17 protein-coding genes and 1 tRNA gene are annotated in these 18,390 nt (G+C 71.2%); 9 read left to right on the top strand and 9 right to left on the bottom strand.

The genetic code is table 11. From position 1 onward, the window contains the following. Nucleotides 1-203 precede the first annotated feature (203 nt). Genes ACZ5J1_RS14820 through ACZ5J1_RS14805 form a run of 4 tightly spaced genes read left to right on the top strand, consistent with a single transcriptional unit; the run spans nt 204 to nt 5,597 of the window. Complete coding sequence (locus ACZ5J1_RS14820; protein ID WP_464560122.1) at nt 204-2,219, top strand: DUF1365 family protein; 2,016 nt, start codon at nt 204-206, stop codon at nt 2,217-2,219. Then, nucleotides 2,216-3,493 carry a class I SAM-dependent methyltransferase gene (locus ACZ5J1_RS14815; protein ID WP_464560120.1) on the top strand — a complete coding sequence of 426 codons (1,278 nt, stop codon included), beginning with the start codon at nt 2,216-2,218 and terminating at the stop codon, nt 3,491-3,493. Before ACZ5J1_RS14820 ends, ACZ5J1_RS14815 begins: the two co-directional genes overlap by 4 nt. Continuing rightward, the gene (locus tag ACZ5J1_RS14810; RefSeq protein ID WP_464560118.1) at nt 3,490-4,779 is read left to right on the top strand and encodes a class I SAM-dependent methyltransferase; all 1,290 of its coding nucleotides are present in this window, start codon (nt 3,490-3,492) and stop codon (nt 4,777-4,779) included. The genes ACZ5J1_RS14815 and ACZ5J1_RS14810 overlap by 4 nt, the downstream gene beginning before the upstream one ends. Then, nucleotides 4,776-5,597, top strand: coding sequence for a DUF1295 domain-containing protein (locus tag ACZ5J1_RS14805; protein ID WP_464560116.1), 822 nt, complete (start codon nt 4,776-4,778; stop codon nt 5,595-5,597). The genes ACZ5J1_RS14810 and ACZ5J1_RS14805 overlap by 4 nt, the downstream gene beginning before the upstream one ends. 105 nt (nt 5,598-5,702) lie before the next feature. Here ACZ5J1_RS14805 and ACZ5J1_RS14800 read toward each other — a convergent pair whose 3' ends face one another. The 3 genes from ACZ5J1_RS14800 to ACZ5J1_RS14790 are packed head-to-tail and all read right to left on the bottom strand — an operon-like array spanning nt 5,703 to nt 9,330. After that, the gene (locus tag ACZ5J1_RS14800) at nt 5,703-7,040 is read right to left on the bottom strand and encodes a TIGR01777 family oxidoreductase (protein WP_464560114.1); all 1,338 of its coding nucleotides are present in this window, start codon (nt 7,038-7,040) and stop codon (nt 5,703-5,705) included. Continuing rightward, nucleotides 7,037-8,413: a cryptochrome/photolyase family protein gene (locus ACZ5J1_RS14795; protein WP_464560112.1), complete on the bottom strand. Its 1,377-nt coding sequence runs from the start codon at nt 8,411-8,413 to the stop codon at nt 7,037-7,039. The genes ACZ5J1_RS14800 and ACZ5J1_RS14795 overlap by 4 nt, the downstream gene beginning before the upstream one ends. A gap of 5 nt (nt 8,414-8,418) precedes the next feature. Further along, nucleotides 8,419-9,330 (bottom strand): hypothetical protein, encoded by a 912-nt coding sequence (locus ACZ5J1_RS14790; RefSeq protein WP_464560110.1) that lies wholly within the window; start codon nt 9,328-9,330, stop codon nt 8,419-8,421. A gap of 114 nt (nt 9,331-9,444) precedes the next feature. Here ACZ5J1_RS14790 and ACZ5J1_RS14785 point away from each other — a divergent pair, with 114 nt between their 5' ends. Further along, on the top strand, nt 9,445-10,602 hold the full coding sequence (locus ACZ5J1_RS14785) for a DUF4185 domain-containing protein (RefSeq protein WP_464560108.1): 1,158 nt from the start codon (nt 9,445-9,447) through the stop codon (nt 10,600-10,602). On the opposite strand, the gene crcB is transcribed toward ACZ5J1_RS14785, so the two are convergent. The 3 genes from crcB to ACZ5J1_RS14770 are packed head-to-tail and all read right to left on the bottom strand — an operon-like array spanning nt 10,603 to nt 11,887. Further along, nucleotides 10,603-10,971 (bottom strand): fluoride efflux transporter CrcB, encoded by a 369-nt coding sequence (gene crcB, locus ACZ5J1_RS14780; RefSeq protein ID WP_464560106.1) that lies wholly within the window; start codon nt 10,969-10,971, stop codon nt 10,603-10,605. Beyond that, a complete protein-coding gene (locus tag ACZ5J1_RS14775) occupies nt 10,968-11,438 on the bottom strand; it encodes a fluoride efflux transporter FluC (RefSeq protein ID WP_464560104.1) in 471 nt (156 codons plus the stop codon). The genes crcB and ACZ5J1_RS14775 overlap by 4 nt, the downstream gene beginning before the upstream one ends. Continuing rightward, nucleotides 11,435-11,887, bottom strand: coding sequence for an ATP-binding protein (locus ACZ5J1_RS14770; protein WP_464560102.1), 453 nt, complete (start codon nt 11,885-11,887; stop codon nt 11,435-11,437). Before ACZ5J1_RS14770 ends, ACZ5J1_RS14775 begins: the two co-directional genes overlap by 4 nt. A gap of 193 nt (nt 11,888-12,080) precedes the next feature. On the opposite strand from ACZ5J1_RS14770, the gene ACZ5J1_RS14765 reads away from it, so the two are divergent. Further along, a complete protein-coding gene (locus ACZ5J1_RS14765) occupies nt 12,081-13,511 on the top strand; it encodes an NAD(P)/FAD-dependent oxidoreductase (RefSeq protein WP_464560100.1) in 1,431 nt (476 codons plus the stop codon). 72 nt (nt 13,512-13,583) lie between these two features. Here the strand turns inward: ACZ5J1_RS14765 and ACZ5J1_RS14760 are convergent, their stop codons facing one another. After that, entirely contained in the window at nt 13,584-15,410 is a 1,827-nt protein-coding gene (locus ACZ5J1_RS14760) for a hypothetical protein (RefSeq protein ID WP_464560098.1), read from the bottom strand. Nucleotides 15,411-15,534: 124 nt separating this feature from the next. On the opposite strand from ACZ5J1_RS14760, the gene ACZ5J1_RS14755 reads away from it, so the two are divergent. From ACZ5J1_RS14755 to ACZ5J1_RS14745, 3 genes are all read left to right on the top strand, one after another. Further along, nucleotides 15,535-15,607 (top strand) — tRNA-Lys (locus ACZ5J1_RS14755). Nucleotides 15,608-15,702: 95 nt separating this feature from the next. Beyond that, a complete protein-coding gene (locus ACZ5J1_RS14750; protein WP_464560096.1) occupies nt 15,703-16,422 on the top strand; it encodes an SDR family NAD(P)-dependent oxidoreductase in 720 nt (239 codons plus the stop codon). Nucleotides 16,423-16,464: 42 nt separating this feature from the next. Then, nucleotides 16,465-17,139 carry a hypothetical protein gene (locus ACZ5J1_RS14745; RefSeq protein ID WP_464560094.1) on the top strand — a complete coding sequence of 225 codons (675 nt, stop codon included), beginning with the start codon at nt 16,465-16,467 and terminating at the stop codon, nt 17,137-17,139. Here the strand turns inward: ACZ5J1_RS14745 and ACZ5J1_RS14740 are convergent. Together ACZ5J1_RS14740 and ACZ5J1_RS14735 are read right to left on the bottom strand one after the other, a co-directional pair. Further along, complete coding sequence (locus ACZ5J1_RS14740) at nt 17,121-17,477, bottom strand: hypothetical protein (RefSeq protein ID WP_464560092.1); 357 nt, start codon at nt 17,475-17,477, stop codon at nt 17,121-17,123. The two genes, ACZ5J1_RS14745 and ACZ5J1_RS14740, sit on opposite strands and share 19 nt — an antisense overlap. A 123-nt stretch (nt 17,478-17,600) precedes the next feature. Further along, a complete protein-coding gene (locus ACZ5J1_RS14735) occupies nt 17,601-18,353 on the bottom strand; it encodes an SDR family oxidoreductase (protein WP_464560090.1) in 753 nt (250 codons plus the stop codon). Nucleotides 18,354-18,390: the final 37 nt, after the last annotated feature.

Here is an 18,390-nt window from a genome sequence, read left to right as displayed (position 1 = left end):
GAAACGTGTGAAAATATATTTGAGGCGGGACCAATCCGCCTTTCGATCGGCTCCGAAGAACCCATGACCGACCGTTCCCCCACACAGTTGGTGAGGTTATGAATCAGCTTTCGGCAGGCCCCCACCCTGACGGAAAGCACCGAAGCCGAGCTCGCCGCATCGCGGTGATCGGCTCAGGTGTCTCCGGACTTGTCGCTGCCCATGTGTGCTCGGCCCAGGCCGAGGTCACCCTGATCGAGGCCGACGACCGCCTCGGTGGTCACGCGGACACCCACGACGTCGTCGACGGTGAGCGGACCCTCGGGATCGACACCGGCTTCATCGTGCACAACCGGGTCACGTACCCGACGTTGATCCGGATCTTCGACGAGCTCGGCGTGGCCACGCAGGCCTCCGAGATGTCGATGTCGATCGTCGACGAGCCGACCCGCGTCGAGTGGGCCGGCGCCCGCGGTGTGCGGGGACTGGTCCCCGGCCTGCGCCGGGCCAGCGACCCGCGCCACCTCGCGATGCTGGCCGAGATCCCGCGGTTCCACCGCGCCGCTCGGGAGCTGCTCGCCCGGGAGGAGGACGTCTCGGAGCACGGCGGCGACCTCACCACGCTGGGCGACTTCCTCGCCGAGCACGGTTTCAGCGACCGGTTGCGCAGCCACTTCGTGGAGCCATTGGTGGCCGCGGTCTGGTCCTGCGACCCCGAGGTGGCTGGCGAGTACCCGGCGGCCTACCTGTTCCAGTTCCTGGCCCACCACGGCATGTTGTCGGTGCGCGGCAGCCACGCCTGGCGCACCGTCACCGGCGGTTCGCGCAGCTACGTCGACGCGATCGCGCGCCGGCTCGGCGAGCACGGCGGCCGGATCCTCACCGGGATGCGGGTCGAGTCGGTGCTCGAGGAGGACGACGGCGTCGACATCGTCGCCACCTCCCACGACGGCGAGTCGTTGCGGGAGCGGTTCGACGCCGTCATCATCGCCACCCACCCGCACCAGGCGCTCGCGATGCTGGCCGCACCCACCCCGGCGCACAAGGAGGTGCTGGGCGCGATCAGCTACGCGACCAACCCCGCCGTGCTGCACACCGACACCGCGCTGATGCCCGAGGCGGAGGCGACCTGGGGTTCGTGGAATTTCCGGCGGCGCAGCACCAGCACCGGCCAGGTCACGGTCACCTACGACCTCACCCGGCTGCAGCGGCTCGACACCGAGACCCGCTACCTCGTCACCCTCGGCGGGTCGGACCTGATCGACCCGAGCACCGTGATCGCCGAGATGGACTACGAGCACCCGCTCTACACGCCCGAGTCGGTCGCGGCGCAGCGTCGCCTGCCCGAGCTCGACACCGACCGGATCGCCTTCGCCGGCGCCTATCACGGCTGGGGCTTCCACGAGGACGGTGCGCGCTCGGGCGTCGCCGCCGCCGAGCGGATCGGTGTGGCGTGGCCGATGCGGCCCGTCGCCGTACCTGCTCTGGACCCTGAGGTGCCCGCGGAGCCGACCGTCTACGCCACCCGGATCACCCACCGCCGCCGCCAGCCGTGGCAACGCCGGTTCGTGCACCGTTCCCTGCTCTGGGTCGCCGACCTCGACCAGGCCAGTACGCCGGCCGCGGGCCGTCTCGCGCGGACGCGCTCCTGGTTCACCGGACGGCTGGAGGCGCGGGACCACCTGGGTGATCCCGACCGCAGCATCCGGGAGAACCTCACCGCCTTCCTCGCCGGGCACGGCCTCGAGCTCGGCTCCGGCCGGGTGCTCGTCGCGGCCCACCCGCGCGCCTGGGGGCACTGCTTCAACCCGATCAGCGTGTTCTGGTGCCGCGGCGAGGACGGTGCGCCGCTGGCGACGATCCTCGAGGTGCACAACACCTACGGCGACCGGCACGCCTACACCCTGCTGCCCGACGGAACGAGCCTGCCCGACGGCGCCGACACCGTGGCCAAGGCGATGTACGTCTCGCCGTTCCACGGCACCGACGGCCAGTACCGGGTGATCGCCCCCGAACCGGAGGTGGGCGGACGGCTCAACGTCTCGATCAACCTCCGCACCCGCACCGGGGCCCGGTTCAGTGCCTCGCTGCGCGGCGAGCCCGTGCCCGGCCACCGACTGCGCGCGGGCCTGGTCGGCCCCCGCGACGCCCTGCTCATCCGGATCCACGGCATCACGCTGTGGGCCCGCCGCCTGCCCATCCAGCCCCGTCCGGTCCACCACCAGGAAGGTGTGTCATGACGTTGATCGCCCACTCCGCCGCCCCCACGCAGCTCACTCGTTGGCCGGGTCTGGCCGCACCGGCCGCCAACCTGCGCACCGCCGTCGGTGCCGACCTGGCCCGCCGACTCTTCGAACGCGCCTTCTCCCGGATGCCCGTCACGGTCCGGCTGCACGACGACACCGGGGTCCGCACGATCGGGCTCGGCGGACCGCAGATGAACGTGGTCCGTCCCGACGAGTTCTTCGCCCGGCTCGGACGCGACGCCAACGTCGGGTTCGGTGAGGCCTACATGACCGGAGCCTGGGAGGCCGACGACCTGGCCGCCTTCCTGCGGGTCCCCGCCGGCCAGCTCGGTGCCCTGGTCCCGCCCGTCCTGCAGCGGATGCGGCGCCTGGTGGTGCCGCGGATCTCCGCCACCGAACGGGGCGAGGTGAGCGACACCCAGGACAACATCGCCCGGCACTACGACCTGTCCAACGAGCTCTTCGAGCAGTTCCTCGACCCGACGATGACCTACTCCGCGGCGATGTTCACCACCGACGCCGCCGGCGAACCCGTGGTCGATGACGACCTCGAGGCCGCGCAGGTCCGGAAGGTCGACGCGCTCCTGGACCTGGCCGAGGTCGGCCCCGGCACCCGCCTCCTCGAGATCGGCACCGGCTGGGGCCAGCTCGCCCTCCAGGCCGCCCGACGCGGCGCGAAGGTGCGCACGCTGACCCTCTCGGTCGAGCAGCAGGAGCTGGCTCGGACCCGGCTCGCCGCCGCCGGCCTGCTCGACCGGGTCGACGTCGAGCTGCTCGACTACCGCAAGGTCGACGGCCGCTACGACGCGGTCGTCTCGGTCGAGATGATCGAGGCCGTCGGCTGGCGGCACTGGCCCGAGTACTTCGCCACCATCGGGCGCGTCCTGACCCCGGGCGGTCGTGCCGTGATCCAGGCGATCACGATGCCGCACGACCGGATGCTCGCCACCCGCGACTCGGTCACCTGGATGACCAAGTACATCTTCCCCGGCGGCTTCCTGCCCTCCCTCGAGGGTCTCGAGGCCGCGGCGCAGGAGGGGGCCGGGCTGCGGATGCAGGTCGCTGCCTCACTGGGGCACCACTACGGCGAGACCCTTCGGCAGTGGGACGTGGCCTTCGCGGATCGGGCCGCCGAGGTGGCCGAGCTCGGCTTCGACGTCACCTTCCGGCGGATGTGGCACTTCTACCTCGAGTACTGCCGGGCCGGCTTCGAGGCCGACTACATCGACGTCAACCAGCTCGTCTTCACCGCGGAGGAGATCCGATGACGCTGCTAGACGGACCTGAGGTCGACACCGGCCTGGCCGGCCGGCTGGCCGAGGTGGTCACCCCGCTGATCGGGGACCTGCCGGTCCGGCTGCGCGCCTGGGACGGCAGCGAGACCGGTCCCGTCGACGCGCCCCGGGTGGAGCTGAACTCCGCCGACGCGTTGCGCCGCCTGATCTGGAGCCCCGGAGAGCTCGGTGCGGCTCAGGCCTACGTGACCGGTGAGGCGGACCTGCCCGGCACGATGGCCGAGCTCGACCACACCCTCGGCGTGCTGATGGCCGCCGGGAGGGTGGCCGCCCCCAGTCGGGCGGAGCGGGCGAGGGCCGCCGTACGGGCGGGGAAGGTGGCCCTCGGACTGGGTCTGGTCGGGCGACCGCTGGCGCCGCCGGCGACCCAGGCCCAGGTCAAGGGGCGATTGCACTCCCTGGCCCGGGACCGGGCCGCGATCAGCCACCACTACGACGTGTCGACGTCGTTCTACGAGCTGGTCCTGGACGAGTCGATGGCCTACTCGTGCGGGTATCACGCCACCCCGGAGGTCTCCCTGGAGGAGGCGCAGCGGGCCAAGCTCGACCTGATCTGCGCCAAGCTCGGCCTGGGCCCCGACTCGACGCTGCTCGACATCGGGTGCGGGTGGGGATCGCTGACCGTGCACGCGGCGCAGCACTACGGCGCCCGGGTCGTCGGGGTGACGATCGCGGCCGAGCAGCAGAAGTACGTCACCGAGCGGATCGCCCGACTGGGCCTCTCCGACCGGGCCGAGGCGCGGCTGTGCGACTACCGCGACGTGACCGGTGTCTTCGACGCGGTCAGCTCGATCGAGATGGGCGAGCACGTCGGGGAGTCGAACTACCCCACGTTCGCCCGGGTGCTGCACGACCGGGTCCGGCCGGGCGGGCGGGTGCTGATCCAGCAGATGTCCCGCACCGGAACGTCGCCGGGCGGCGGCCCCTTCATCGAGTCGTTCATCGCGCCGGACATGCACATGCGTCCGGTGGGGCAGACCGTCGACCTGCTCGAGTCCGCGGGGCTCGAGGTGCGCGACGTGCACGGCCTGCGCGAGCACTACGTGCTCACCGTCGCCGGCTGGATCGAACGCTTCGAGGCCAACGCCGACGCCATCCGCGACCTGGTCGGGGAGGAGATGCTGCGGGTCTGGCGGCTCTACCTGGTCGGTGGCTCGGCGGCGTTCCGCGACGGCCGGATGGGGGTCGACCAGATCCTGTCGATCCGTCCGGCGACGGATGGTGCGGCGCATGATCTTCCGCTGGTGCGTGGCTGGTGAGCCCCGCGCTGGCGATCTTCCTCGCTGCCGCTGCAGCCGTCACAGGGGTGATGGTTGCGGCAGCGGTGACGGCCCGGCGCCTGCGCCGGGTCGCGGTGGTCGATGTGGCTTGGGGCTGTGCCTTCGTGGCGCTGGCGGTTGCATCGGCTGTCGTTGCGGGGCTGCTGCGGCCCGGGGGTTCTGTGGGGGACCCCGGGCTGCGGTGGCTCGTCGTGGCGATGGTGGTGATCTGGGGCGGACGCCTCTCGCTGCACCTCGGCCGCCGGATCTTCGGCGGCGACCACGACGACCCGCGCTACGAGCAGATGCTGGGCGGACCGCTCGACCAGGTGTCGTTCGTGACGGTGGTGCTCAAGGTCTTCCTGCTCCAGGGCGTCATCGTGCTGGTGGTGGCGCTGCCCGTGCTGGTCGCGGTGCAGTCCTCGGTCGCCGAAGGCTGGGGCTGGTGGGTCGTCGGGCTCGGTGTCGTGGTCTGGGCGATCGGACTGTTCTGCGAGGCGCTCGCCGACCGGCAGCTCGCCACCTTCATGGCGACCCCCGACCGGCCGAAGCTGCTCACCACCGGGATCTGGTCCTGGTCGCGGCACCCGAACTACTTCGGGGACGCCTGCGTCTGGTGGGGGATCTGGCTCGCCGGCGCGGCCTCGACCGGATGGCCCGGCGCGCTGATCGGTCTGGCTGGGCCGGTGGCGATGACCTGGTTCCTCACCGCCGTCTCCGGCGTCCGGCTCTCCGAGCGGAGGATGCGCGGGCGTGAGGGCTGGGACGCCTACGCCGCCCGCACCTCGATCTTCGTGCCGCTGCCGCCTCGACGGTGAGCAGGCAGAAGTTTTCGCCACAGCTGTCGTGAGCAGGCAGAAGTTTTCAGCGCCGCTGAAAACTTCTGCCTGCTCACCGTGCCTTGCTTGAAAACTTCTGCCTGCTCAGCGACCCAGGAGATGTCTCAGGGCCGGCTCCAGGTGGGGGTGGCGGAAGGGGTGGCCGAGCTCGGTCAGGCGGGTGGGGAGCACCCGTTGGCTGGCGAGCGCCGTCTCCTTGGCGCCCTCGGCACCGAGCAGCAGCGCCGGGCCGAAGCCGGGGGTGGGCAGCAGGCTCGGCCGGTGCAGCGCATGCCCGAGGGCGGTGGCGTACTCGGCCGCCGTCACGGGGGAGGGTGCGACCGCGTTCACCGGCCCGGTCAGCCGCTCGTCGACGAGCGCGCGCAGGTAGATGTCGAGCAGGTCGTCGATCCCGATCCACGACACCCACTGCCGTCCGTCACCGAGCCGCCCGCCCAGTCCCGCCTCGAACAGCGGGCGTTGCGCCTTCAGCGCGCCTCCGCGCGGGCTCTGCACGATCCCCGTCCGCACCAGCACCACCCGCGTCCCGGGGACCGAGGCCGGCACCGTCGCCGCCTCCCAGTCGCGCACCACCTCGGCCAGGAACCCCGCCCCGGACTCACTCCCCTCGGAGAGCTGGGTGTCGGCGCGGTCGTAGCCGTAGAACCCGATCGCGGACGCGGAGACGAACACCGGGACCCCGGCCAGGGCGACCGCCTCGGCCAGACGTCGGGTCGGTCCGATCCGGCTCTCCCGGATCGCGCGCCGGTGGTCGGCGGTGAAGCGACCGGCGATGGTGGCGCCGGCCAGGTGGACCACGGCGTCGACGTCGTCGATCAGCGCCGCCAGGGTGGCGGGCTTGGACCGCTCGGGGTCCCAGAAGAGCTCACCGTGAGCCGGGTCGCGCCGGACGAACCGGATCACCTCGTGCCCGCCGCCGCTCAACATCGCGCACAGCGCGGAGCCGATCAGCCCGGAGGCACCCGTGACCGCGATCCGCATCGGCTCGGGACGCATCGCCCGCGCCGCCGCATGGGCCGCCAGGTCGCCGGCGAGCTGGGCGTGCCGGTAGCGGAACATCGGCGCCAGCAGTCGACCCGGAGCCGACGTCTCGACCCGGTCGGTCAGGATCGTGCCGCCGCCCAAGGAGTCCTCGAACACGTGCTGGTGGTGCCACCGCAGCGGCGCGAGGAACGGCCGGGAGGCCAGCTCGTCGGCGAACCGGCTGCCCTCCTCGAACTCCTCGGGCAGGTGCTGCGCCACCCACCGTCGCCCGACCGGGAGCCGCAGCACCGCCCTGCCGTCGCGCAGCGAGTCGGCCTCGGACTCCACCCCGACCGGCTGCCACGGCGGGGAGAGTCGGGTCAGGGCCCCCGGACGCGCGTGCCAGTCGAAGACCTCGGCCCGCGGGTGCGGGAGCAGCTGGCTGTCGACGTACGTCATCGGCGGCGCACCTCCTCGTAGTCGGCCAGCGTGGCAGCCCGCGCCTCGGCGTGGTCGACGATCGGCGCGGGATACCCACCGTTGGTGTCGGCCGGTGCCCGCCACGGCTCGTGGATGAAGCGGTCCTCGACGGTGCGCAGCTCGGGGATCCACCGCCGGATGTAGCGCCCGTCCGGGTCGAACCGGCGGGCCTGGGTGGTCGGGTTGAAGATCCGGATGTACGGCGCCGCATCGGTGCCGGTGCCCGCCGCCCACTGCCAACCGTGCTGGTTGCTGGCCAGGTCGCCGTCGACGAGGTGCCGCATGAAGTGCCGGGCCCCGTGGGTCCACTCCACGCCGAGGTCCTTGACCAGGAACGACGCCACCAGCATCCGCACCCGGTTGTGCATCCAGCCCTCGCCGAGCAGCTGCCGCATCCCGGCGTCGACCAGCGGGTAGCCGGTCAGCCCACGCTGCCACGCGGTCAGGCGCTGTTCGAGCAGGCCGCCGTCGACGTAGGCGAGCCCCTTCAGCTTCGGGTCGACGTAGTCACGAGCGGTCTCGGGCCAGCGCGAGAGCACCGCGGCGTAGAACTCGCGCCACGCCAGCTCCTTGCGGAAGACGTCGTCGCCCTCGCCGAGGTCGGCGAGCAGGGTGCGCGGATGGAGCTGGCCGAACTTCAGGTACGGCGACATCCGGGAGGTCAGGTCGAGGTCGGGACGGTCGCGCAGCTCGGGGTAGTCGCCCAGGTGCTCGCGGTAGCGCTCCCACGCGGCCAGCCCCGCCTGCTCCCCGGCCTCGGGCAGCACCATCCCGGCTGGCAGGTCGGGTTCGGTGGGGATCGGGTCGCTCGCCCCGTCCAGCCAGCCGACGGTGCCGGGGTCCGAGGGCGCCGGCCCCGGCCAGCCGTGGTCGGCCCACGCGCGGAAGAACGGCGTGAAGACCTTGTACGCCGTCCCCGACTGGGTCCGCACCTCGCCCGGCGCGACCGCGTAGGGGGTGTCCGAGCGCACCAAGGGGATCCCGGCCGCCTCGATCTCCCGGTCACGGCGGGCGCCGTAGGGGCCGAAGTCGGCACTGACGTGCACCGAGCCGACTTCGAACTCGCGCACGACGTCGGCCAGCACCCGGCGCGGGTCACCGGTGCGGAGCACCAGCCCGGCGCCGTACTGGCGAAGATCGGCGTCCAGGGCGCGCAGGCTGCGCAGCAGGAACGCCACCCGAGGAGCACCGGACGGGCCGAGCAGGGCCGGGTCGAGGACGAACAGGGGCAGCACCTCGCCCTGACGTCCTGCTGCGAGCAGGGCGCCATGGTCGCGCAGGCGCAGGTCGCGCCGGAACCACAGGACGGCCCGGCCGTCCTGACCTGCCTGCGGGTCGGGGTCAGGTGCCATTCGGTTCAGGCTACTGGCGGGCGGTTGCGGCGGGAGAGTGTCAGGACGAGGACCGAGATCAGGATCCAGGCGTCGATCACCGCCCACGAACGCCAGGAGCCGAACTGGTCGAACAGGATCTGCGCGGTCGCCAGGTCCAGGCCCGCGCCGTGCGGCGCCCAGGTGCTGAGGGTCCGCCACGGCTCGGCGAGCATGAAGAGCGGGGTGAACCGGGCCAGCGGCGCGGCGAGGAGGACGAACAGCAGGGTCGCCGCGACCAGCCCCCACACCCCGATCAACGTGGTCAGGGCGGTGGTGGTCATCCCGGCCGCGATCACCAGCGCGGCGATCAGGTACTTCGTCGAGATGGGCAGCCACCAGCAGGCCAGCGCGGCGACGGCCCCGACGGCGATGAAGATCCCGAACCGGCCCACGCCCGCCCGGAACGTGGTCTCGAACGATCCGCGTCGCCAGGTCAGGATCAGCGCCGCCGCGAATCCGAGCGTGAGGGACGCCGTCACGATCAGGTAGGGCACCCGCCGATCGGTGTCGACCGGTTCGATGACGAGGTCGAGGCTGCGCCCCAACGAGCCGGAGACCTGCTCGGCCGCCCCGGCGATCGCGGTCGCACCGCGCTGCCCGGCCGCGCCGGAGACCCGCAACGTGTCGGTGTCGGCGGTCAGGTCGACCAGGATCACCGCATCGGCCTTCCCGGTCCGCAGGGCGTGCAGGGCCTTCGCGGGCGAGGTCCCGGCGACCGCGTCGAAGGGGCGGTCCGGCAGGGCGTTGGCCTGGTTGGCCAAGGTGCTCGACACCACCGCCGGCCCGACGATGATCAGCCGCGCCTCGACCGGCTGGGAGGTCGGCACCGTCCAGAGCAGCACGCCTGCGACCAGGAGCTGGCCGAGGATCGCGAGGATCCACAGTCCGGTGCGCATCGGCCTGAACGTGGGGACGCTCGCGGAGGGCGTCGCCGAAGACATGGCGTGAGATTACCGACGCCGTGATCACTCACGCAGAGCCGCCCGAGGTCCGATGATGGTGGGGTGAGGATGAGCTGGCGCGCGCAGGTCGTGCTGATGATCGTCCCGGTCGTCGCGCTGGCCGTCGTCATCGTGCTGCTCCTGCCCTCGGGGAAGGTCGCCTCGATCCCGGCGCCCTCGCTCGCGAGCGAGACCCAGTGCCTGCCGATCACGCAGCCGAAGACGGTGCCCGAGCTCAACCGGATGACCGACACCCTGCGTGGCAACGCCGAGTTCCAGGGCGCCGACGTCGGGGCCAGCGTGCTGCTCTCCGACGGCCGGTCGCTGTGGGTCTTCGGTGACACCCTGCGATCGGCCGACTTCGTCGGGCAGCGTTTCGTGCGCAACTCGATGCTGCTCTTCGACGAGTCCTGCGCCAACGTCGTCCTCCCCGCCGACCACGGCGCGCTCATCCCCGACCGGGCAGACGGTGTCGGCTACTGGCCGATGAGCGTGGCCAAGATCGCCCGCGCCGGCTACGACCTGGTGGCGGTCAGCGCCAACCGGGTCCGGGCCGACCCGGCGGTCGGTGACACGTTCGCGTTCGAGAACCTCGGTCCGGCGATCGCGGTCTTCATCGTGCCGACCAACCAGACCCCTCAGCTGCTCAGCGTCGAGGACATCGGCCCCGACTCGACCGATCGGTCACGCCCCGCCTGGGGCGCCGCGCTCGCCACCGACCCGGACGCCGACTGGGTCTACCTCTACGGCACGGCCAACCCCGGCCGCACCCTCGTCTTCGGCTACTCGCTCCAGGTCGCCCGCGTCCATCCCGACGACATCCTCGATCGCACCCAGTGGCGGTTCTGGAACGGGTCGCGGTGGGTGCGCAAGGCCGACGACGCGGTCGAGCTGATCCCGGCCGTGGGCGGGGTCTCGCAGACCTTGAGCGTCTTCGAGGCCGACGGATCCTGGTACGCCGTCAGCAAGCGTGACGAGTTCGTCGGCTCCGACCTGGTGATCTGGAAGGCGCCCTCGCCGACCGGGCCGTTCGTGGCCACACCACCGGTCGCCTCGATCCCGTCCTCGGGCCGCACGCTGCGCTACATGCCGCTGGCCCACCCCGACCTGATCCCGGTCGACGACACGGTGGTGGTCTCCTACAGCCAGAACAGCACCGACGTGAACGCGATCATCGACGACCCGTTCCTCTACCGCCCGCAGTTCCTCCGGGTCGCCCTGCCCTGACTATGCGAGCGAGCCGAGCAGCCAACCGAGGCTGACCGCGGCCAGGCCGAGGGCCAGGGAGAGCGCGACGTAGCTCACCGCGATCGTGGTCCGGCCCAGCTCGACGAGGCGGACCGTCTCGAAGGAGAACGTCGAGAAGGTGGTGAAGGCGCCGCAGAACCCGGTGCCGACCAGGGTCAGCAGCCAGGTGGGGGTGTCGCTGTGCGCGACCACCGAGGCGATCAGGCCGAGCAGGAGCGAGCCGCTCACGTTCACGGTCATCGTGCCCCACGGCATCCGCGAGGTGTGCCGAGCCTGCACCGCGAGGTCGAGCAGGTAGCGCGCGGGCGCACCGAGGGAGGCGCCCAGGATCACCAGCAGGGCGTTCATCGAGGCACCCTCGACGTACCCGGGGCGCGGGGGGTCAGCGCCAGGCCCGCGACCGTGGCCAGCAGCCCACCGACCAGCGTGAGTGCGAGGTAGGCGAGGGCGGTCGCCGGGTGGGCGACCCAGCTCGATCGGCCGTCGAGCATCCAGGTGGAGAAGGTGGTGAAACCTCCGAGCACCCCGACGCCGAGGAACGGGCGGATGTAGCGCTGCTCGGGCCAGCGCTCCACGATCAGCACCATCAGGACGGCGAGCAGGAACGCCCCGGAGATGTTCGTGATCAGCGTGTCCCAGGCGAACCCGCCGGCCGGGTGGGGGATCGCCTCGGCCAGCCCCCAGCGAGCGAGGGAGCCGAGCGCGCCGCCGACGGCGATCGCGGGCAGGACGTCGACGTGGTCGGCGAGCCGGACGCCGGGACGCGGCGGCAGGTCGGGATCGATCGGCAGCTCGGCCCCGTCGGAGCCGGTCACTCCATCCCTCGGTGGTCGACGACCGCAGCGGGTACGCCGTCGCCGTCGACGAGGTCGGTCGCCGGCTCGAACCAGACAACCTTTCCGGCGTTCTCCAGGGTCACGCCCCAGGCGGTGGAGGCGCGGGCGACCAGGGCCAGGCCGCGGCCCTCCTCGGCGAGCAGGTCGTCGAGCAGGGCGGCCGGTCCGGGATCAGGGACGCGGGGGGCGTCGGGTGACCCGTCGTGAACCTCGATCCGGGGGTGGTCCGCATCGCCGCGCAGACGTAGCGTGATCGGGTCGGAACCATGGAGGAACGCGTTGCTGACGAGTTCGGAGATCGCAAGGCGAGCAGTCTCGTCGAGGTCGGTACGTCCGACCTCCGCGAGTGCTGCCACCACCCACCGGCGCGCGGCCGGCGCCGAGTCCGGACCGGGTCCGACGGTCAGGGGTGGGCGCGAGAACGGCATCAGGCGCCTCCTTCCCCACGGCAGGGACGGTCCACCGTCCCGGATCAATGTTCGCCTGAACGTGACCTTACCGAGCCGCTCCGGCCTTGCCGAGGGCCCCGCAGGTGGTCATCTGTGGGCTGAGGCATAAGAATGGTCCATGGATCGTTCTAATGAATGAATTCACAAGCGCTTTGAAGGAAGGGTGAGTCACATGTCTGAGCGCCACAAGGTCGTGGTCGTCGGGTCCGGTTTCGGCGGGCTCTTTGCCACGAAGGGGCTCAAGCGCGCCGATGTCGACGTGACCATGATCGGCAAGACCAGCCACCACCTCTTCCAGCCCCTGCTGTACCAGGTCGCGACCGGCATCCTGTCCCAGGGCGAGATCGCTCCGCCGACCCGCGAGATCCTGCACAAGCAGAAGAACGCGACCGTCCTGCTCGGTGAGGTCACCCACGTCGACCTCGCCAACAAGACCGTCACGTCGGAACTGCTGAACTCCACCACGACGATCAGCTACGACTCCCTCGTCGTGGCCGCCGGTGCCGGCCAGTCCTACTTCGGCAACGACCACTTCGCCGAGTTCGCCCCCGGCATGAAGTCGATCGACGACGCGCTCGAGCTGCGCGGCCGGATCTTCGGCGCCTTCGAGCTGGCCGAGCTGGCCGCCGAGCGCGGCGAGCCGATCGAGTCGCTGCTCACCTTCGTCGTCGTCGGCGCCGGCCCGACCGGGGTCGAGCTGGCCGGCCAGCTGGCCGAGCTCGCCCGCCGCACCCTCAAGCGCGACTTCCGCAACATCTCCTCCAGCTCCGCGCGGGTCATCCTCGTCGACGGTGCCGACCAGGTGCTGCCGCCGTTCGGCGAGAAGCTCGGCGCGACCACCAAGGAGGCCCTCGAGGGCCTCGGCATCGAGGTCGTCCTCGGCGCGCTCGTCACCAACGTCGACGAGTTCGGCCTGGAGATGAAGTTCAAGGACGGCAGCACCCAGCGGATCGACGCGATCACCAAGATCTGGGCCGCCGGTGTCCAGGCCGCGCCGATCGGCAAGGAGCTCGCCGAGCAGAGCGGTGCCGAGCTCGACCGCGCCGGCCGGATCTCGGTCAACCCCGACCTGACCCTCCCGGGCCACCCCGAGGTGTTCATCGTCGGCGACATGATCAACCTCAACAAGCTCCCGGGTGTCGCCCAGGTCGCCATGCAGGGCGGCAAGTACGCCGCCAAGGAGATCCGGAACCGCCTCGACGGCAAGCCCAGCAAGGGCGACTTCAAGTACTTCGACAAGGGCTCGATGGCGACGATCAGCCGGTTCAAGGCGGTCGCCCTGGTGGGCAACCTGCGCTTCACCGGTTTCATCGCCTGGCTGATGTGGCTCGCGGTGCACATCGTCTACATCACCGGCTTCAAGAACCGGCTCACCACGGCCTTCCGCTGGGTGATCTCGTTCCTGGGCCGCGACCGCTCCGAGCGCACCAGCACCATCCAGCAGGTCTTCGCCCGTGAGGCGCTGCAGCGTCTCGAGGGTGGGCACAACGCGCTGGTCTGGGCACCCCTCGGCGAGCACAACATCGACACCGCGGCAGCGGCCGAGGTCAAGCTCGAGGAGCTGGACTCGCAGGCTGCGCAGTCGGTCGAGACCGCCAGCTGAGCAGAGCTCGTTGAACAGATCGGCCCGGGTCCAACTGGACCCGGGCCGATCTGCGTTCTCCGCCGTCCGCCGTCAGCTGGGGCGGTAGGTCTCCACGACGTACATGAACTCGGTCGGGTCGACCATCGTCGCGTCGATGACCACCGAGGACATGCCGCGACGCTCGAAGGTCGCCTGCCAGTCGCCGGTCTCGGCACTGCCGGTGATCGCCAGCGGTGTGTGCGGGTCGGCCAGGTCGAACTGGGTACGCGTGCCGGCCCGCTCGATCATCAGGCGGCTGCCCCGCATGTAGAGGCGCGAGGCGGCGTCACCCGCTCGGGCCGCCCACAGGATCGCCGTCGCCACCGCGGCGACCCCGGCGATCGCGATCGCCGCCACGGTGCGGCTCTCGTAGGCCCACCAGCAGGCACCCAGCGTGGCGAGCACGCCGGCGAGCAGGAGCACGGTCGGCAGACCGCTGCGCTGCTTCGGCGGGGCGAAGGTGTGCTCGTAGTGCTGACCCGCCGCCGGCATCGTGATCGCGTGCACGGGGGCGGAGGTGGGCTCGGGCTCGGGCTCGAGCTGGGGAGCGGCGGCCGGCTCCGGCTCCAGATCCTCCGGCTCGTTCTCGCTAAGTGCTGGTGAAAGGTCGCCGACGGGCGCTTCCGTCGTGACTTCACCAGCAGTTACCTCGGCGAGGACGGGCTCCAGCACCGGCTCCAGCTCGGGCTCGGCTTCCTGCGTCGGCTCGGGGTCGACGGCCGCAGCGACCGCCACCGGGGCTGCCTCACGACGGCGGAAGAGTCCGCGTGCCTTCGGCTCCGGCGCGGGCTCGTTCACGGCGGGCGCAGGCTCGTTAACTGCTGGTGAAAGGTCCTCCGAAGGGGCTTCCGCCGAGCTTTCGCCAGCAGTTACCTGCTCGGGCTCGGCTGGGGCGACCTCAGGGGCGACCTCGAGGGTGGCGGGCGCGATCGGTGCGATCGGTGCGACGGGCGCGACGGGCGTGACCGGGGCGGTGAGCGAGGCCAGGAGGGCCGAGGTGGAGGCGGACAGCGGGGCCAGGCCGGGGATGTCCAGCGACGCGACGATGTCGTCGACGCTCGGCTCCGCCGGGGGTGCCGGGGGTGCCGGCGCGGGCTCCGGTTCGGGCGCCGGGACGGGTGCGGGCTCGGGCTCCGGCTCCGGCTCCGGCTCCGGCTCGATAACTGTTGGTGAAACGTCGTCCAGAGTGGCCCCTGCCGCGCTTTCGCCAGCAGTTACCTCGTCGGGTGCCTGGTCAGCGGGCTGCTCGGGCTCGACGACGGGCTCCGGCTCCTCGGTCGGGAGTGGGTGGTCGGGGTCGATCGGCGACCCCTCCTCGACCATCTCCTCGGCAGGGTCGGGCTCGGCGTGGGTGTCGGGCTCCGTCGGGGGGAGAGCGTCGAGGGCGGCGAAGGCAGCGAGGACGGCGCTGGCCGCATCGTCACTCGGCAGTCGCCGCGGGGCGGGCGGCTCGGTCGCCATCCGGGCCAGCTCGTCACCGATCTCGGAGAGCGAGGGCATCTCGGGGGTGGCGTGCTCGTCGACGAACACCTCGGTGACCTGGGTGACCTCGACGATCTCGACCGCGTCCTCGGTCTCCACGATCTCGACGGCTTCGACGACCTCGATCACCTCGACCAGGTCCCCGTCCTCGTCGACGACCTCCACGGTCTCGACGTCGACGATCTCGATCACCTCGGCGTCAACCACCTCAGCGTCGACGAACTCGAGGTCGAGCGTCTCGACCTCGACGACGTCGACCTCGGAGATCCCTTCGTCCGACTCGACCGCGTCCACGGCTACCGGGTCGGCCTCGGCCTCGCGTGCCAGGCGATCGGCGGCAGGCGTCCCCCGTCGGTTCAGCCACTGGTCGAGAAGGCCGTCGGCTGAATCGTTCATGAACCCTCCCGGGAGAAGACGCGCGTGTTCCCCCGCATCATGACATCGGCCGCTGCGGACGTCCTCCGAATGAGGATGCTCGCCCGGCCAGGAGCCGCCGGTCGGCCTCTGCGATGATGTGCGCGGGCCCTTAGCTCAGTTGGTAGAGCGTCGGACTTTTAATCCGCTGGTCGTCGGTTCGAGCCCGACAGGGCCTACCGAAGATTTTCTGCGTCGCCCGAGAACACCCCTCCCCTGTGGGACCGCCTTGTGCCACTGTTGGCGCGGCAATCGAGCGACAGGGGTCAGGAACATGGGGAAGCGTTTCCAGGGCAAGCGGGCCGTGGTCACCGGAGCAGCCGGCGGAGTCGGCCGGGCGACGGTCGAGCTGCTCGTCGAGGAAGGCGCGACGGTGGTCGGGCTGGACCTCAACCCGGCCGACGACGTGGTGGCGTGCGACGTCAGTGACGACGCGTCCGTGCGTGCCGCCATCGCCACGGCAGCCGAGCGCCTGGGCGGGATCGATGTCGTGGTCAACGTCGCCGGCATCGACCAGTTCCGGAAGTTCGACGAGCTCGACCTCCCCACCTGGCAGCGCCACCTCGGCGTCAACCTCACCGGTCCGATGCTGGTCAGCCAGGCGGCACTGCCGCACCTGCGCGAAAGCCGGGGAAACATCGTCACGATCGCCTCGATCGCGGGCCTGCGCTCGCAGCCGTACCAGGCGGCGTACTGCGCCTCGAAGGCCGGCGTGATCGCGCTGATGAAGTCGCTCGCCCTCGAGCTCGCCGCGGACGGGATCCGGGTCAACACGATCTGCCCCGGCGGCATCCAGACCGACCTGCCGACCAACGCGGCGGCCGAGCACATGGACTCCGACCTGGACTGGGACCTGCTGATGGAGACCTCCGGAGCACGGTACGGCTTCATGCCGCCCAGCGACGTGGCCGACGCCGTGGCCTACCTCGCCTCCGACTCGGCGGTCTCGGTCACCGGTGCCGTCCTCTCGATCGACCGCGGGACGGCCTGCTGAGGAAACCGCCCGCGCGAGCATCCTGTGCGCCAAGATCGGCGCATGGACAAACTCGTGCTGGTGCTCCACGGCGACGACCTCACCGTCCCGCTCTCGTCCTCGGACCTGCGGGACCGGCTCGCGGCGGCGGGTGCCCGGCGGCTCCAGGTCAACGTGCACGACGAGGCCGTGGTCGGTGGGCTCCGGCTCGTGGACGAGCGACCGATCAGCGCCCTGGTCACCGTCTGGCTCGATGAGGGCGCCGACCTCGCCCCCGTGATCGGTGCGGTCGCCGACACCGCAGGTCAACCAGACCTGCACGCCTACCGCGTCGAGGAGCGGGTGCGGCTGGACCCGACGCCGATGCCCGACGGGCAGCGCTCCGAGGTCTACGCCCAGGTCGCACTGCTGCGTCGGCCACCGGCGATGTCGCGCGAGCACTACCTGTCCTACTGGATGCTGCACCACACCCCGATCGCGATCCGGACGCAGAACGTGTCGGCGTACGTCCAGAACATCGTGCTGGAGCCGCTGACCGACGCCTCCCCGGAGATCGCGGGGATCGTCGAGGAGCACTTCCCGATGGAGGCGCTCCAGGATCCCAACGCGTTCTACGGCAGCCGGGACGCGGCCGACCTGGCCCGGCGGATGACCGAGCTGCTCGACAGCGTCGCGCAGTTCGGGGCCGGGGAGAACCTGGATCTGGTGCCGACCAGCCGCTACAGCTGGGCTCTGTAGCGGCGCCGAGGCTTGACGAGGTACGCCCAGGTCCACCAGCAGAGCCAAGCGATCCCAGCGAGATCGAGCCCGATCATGTAGTAGAACTCGTGCGAGTCCGCTTGGTAGACCTTGGGGAAACGGTCGTCCAAGGACTGCGCGGCGACAGTTCCGCCAATCTCGGCGCCGCCGTCATCGATGAACACATCAGTGCGTCGGATGGTTCCGTCGCTCGAGACGAAGGTTCCGTACGAGGTGCATCCGGATCGCCCGGAACACTCCTTGCGTTCCGTGGTGAACGTGCCGGGCTTGCCCTCGTTGTGGAGGGCACGCCACGAGGTCCCATGGTCGGGAGCCATCCACAGCAGGGCCAAGAGGACTGCGGGACCCGAGAGAACCCAGGCCCAACGCTTCAGCGGCTCAAGCCAAGACTCGGTTGAGGACCGCTTTTCCACCGGCGCATCCTAGAGAACGTCGGCGGGCTACGAGGTAGGCGCCTCGGCCTGCAGCCACTCCTCGAAGGTCTGTGTCCCGCGCGGTCCGTCGGTCGTGGGGCAGAGCGCTCCGGAGCGCATTCCTCGTCCTGCCGCGCCCGGCAGCCGGACGCCGACGACCCGGCGACCCGATCCACGGGTGCGTGTGACCAGCTTCGCCAGCTCGACGAGCTGACGCCGTTGGGGTCCAGCCAAGTCCGCGGCTCGACCCTGCGGGGCCGAGGTGGCGAGGTCGACCAACGCCGACGCCACCTCGCGGGCAGCGATCGGCTGCGTGGTCATCTGCGGCACCAGCGACAGCGGCCCGACGGTGACGAAGCCCAGCGCCTGCTCGGCGAACTCGTGGAACTGGGCGGCGCGGAGGATGGTCCACCCCACGGTGCCGGCCTCGATCAGCCGCTCCTGGTGCAGCTTGCCCTGGTAGTAGCCGGTCGGGACCTGGTCGATCCCGATGATGGACAGTGCGACGTGGTGACCCACCCCGGCCCGGGCCTCGGCTGCGAGGAGGGTGCTGGTCACCGAACCGAAGAACGCCTCGGCCTCCGCGGCCTTCTGGGTCGTGGTGTTGGTGACGTCGATGACGGCCTCGACACCGGTGAGCGCTTCGTCCACGCCGGTGCCGGCGACCAGGTCCACCCCGGCCGACCGGGTCAGCAGGACCACCTGGTGGCCCCGGGCTTCGGCCGTGTTGACGACGAAACGGCCGACGGTGCCGGTGCCTCCGGCGACAGCGATCCTCACGGGGCGATCCTCGCATCCGTCGCGCCGGTCGCGCGAC

The organism is Nocardioides sp. JCM 18999 (assembly GCF_055391175.1).
Note: the sequence above shows the minus strand (reverse complement) of the source record. Positions and strands in the feature narration are given on the sequence as shown.

What these genes read in the sequence shown, in the direction of transcription:
- ACZ5J1_RS14815 (WP_464560120.1), top strand. Translation starts at nt 2,216, where the DNA reads ATGACGTTGATCGCCCACTCCGCCGCCCCCACGCAGCTCACTCGTTGG.
- ACZ5J1_RS14810 (WP_464560118.1), top strand. Translation starts at nt 3,490, where the DNA reads ATGACGCTGCTAGACGGACCTGAGGTCGACACCGGCCTGGCCGGCCGG.
- ACZ5J1_RS14800 (WP_464560114.1), bottom strand. Translation starts at nt 7,040, where the DNA reads ATGACGTACGTCGACAGCCAGCTGCTCCCGCACCCGCGGGCCGAGGTC.
- ACZ5J1_RS14795 (WP_464560112.1), bottom strand. Translation starts at nt 8,413, where the DNA reads ATGGCACCTGACCCCGACCCGCAGGCAGGTCAGGACGGCCGGGCCGTC.
- ACZ5J1_RS14790 (WP_464560110.1), bottom strand. Translation starts at nt 9,330, where the DNA reads ATGCGCACCGGACTGTGGATCCTCGCGATCCTCGGCCAGCTCCTGGTC.
- ACZ5J1_RS14785 (WP_464560108.1), top strand. Translation starts at nt 9,445, where the DNA reads ATGAGCTGGCGCGCGCAGGTCGTGCTGATGATCGTCCCGGTCGTCGCG.
- crcB (WP_464560106.1), bottom strand. Translation starts at nt 10,971, where the DNA reads ATGAACGCCCTGCTGGTGATCCTGGGCGCCTCCCTCGGTGCGCCCGCG.
- ACZ5J1_RS14770 (WP_464560102.1), bottom strand. Translation starts at nt 11,887, where the DNA reads ATGCCGTTCTCGCGCCCACCCCTGACCGTCGGACCCGGTCCGGACTCG.
- ACZ5J1_RS14765 (WP_464560100.1), top strand. Translation starts at nt 12,081, where the DNA reads ATGTCTGAGCGCCACAAGGTCGTGGTCGTCGGGTCCGGTTTCGGCGGG.
- ACZ5J1_RS14760 (WP_464560098.1), bottom strand. Translation starts at nt 15,410, where the DNA reads ATGAACGATTCAGCCGACGGCCTTCTCGACCAGTGGCTGAACCGACGG.
- ACZ5J1_RS14750 (WP_464560096.1), top strand. Translation starts at nt 15,703, where the DNA reads ATGGGGAAGCGTTTCCAGGGCAAGCGGGCCGTGGTCACCGGAGCAGCC.
- ACZ5J1_RS14745 (WP_464560094.1), top strand. Translation starts at nt 16,465, where the DNA reads ATGGACAAACTCGTGCTGGTGCTCCACGGCGACGACCTCACCGTCCCG.
- ACZ5J1_RS14740 (WP_464560092.1), bottom strand. Translation starts at nt 17,477, where the DNA reads ATGGCTCCCGACCATGGGACCTCGTGGCGTGCCCTCCACAACGAGGGC.